The sequence below is a fragment of the Massilia genomosp. 1 genome, from assembly GCF_011682185.1.
GTDB classification, from domain to species: domain Bacteria; phylum Pseudomonadota; class Gammaproteobacteria; order Burkholderiales; family Burkholderiaceae_D; genus Telluria_A; species Telluria_A rubra.
This window is the reverse complement of the sequence record NZ_WHJF01000670.1, coordinates 1-248: the sequence shown is the minus strand read 5'-3', so window position 1 is coordinate 248 and position 248 is coordinate 1. Positions and strand designations below refer to the sequence as shown.

Genomic DNA, 248 nt, shown 5'->3' with positions numbered 1-248 from the left:
AGAAAAACCATCGATATCGTCTTGGATGCGTCCTGCTGCTGGTGTCATATTCGATTCCATGTGGGTACCAACTTCCTTAATTAGAGTTATGAAGTTGTCTCACAACAGTTTGACACAGGGGGCTTGCGCCAGACTCCCGGAGTTTGAGCCAGATTGAAGTAAGCTTTCCATCCCAGCACGTATCGCCGCAACTGTTCGATCACCTGGTTTATGCTACGGCCACAGGTACGACTTGTTATCTGCCGTAT

Annotated in this window: 1 protein-coding gene; it reads right to left on the bottom strand. The window is 48.4% G+C overall.

Annotated features, from left to right (window positions below; genetic code table 11):
- Positions 1-86 precede the first annotated feature (86 nt).
- Complete coding sequence (locus F1735_RS35185) at positions 87-239, bottom strand: group II intron maturase-specific domain-containing protein (RefSeq protein ID WP_373888642.1); 153 nt, start codon at positions 237-239, stop codon at positions 87-89.
- Positions 240-248 lie beyond the last annotated feature (9 nt).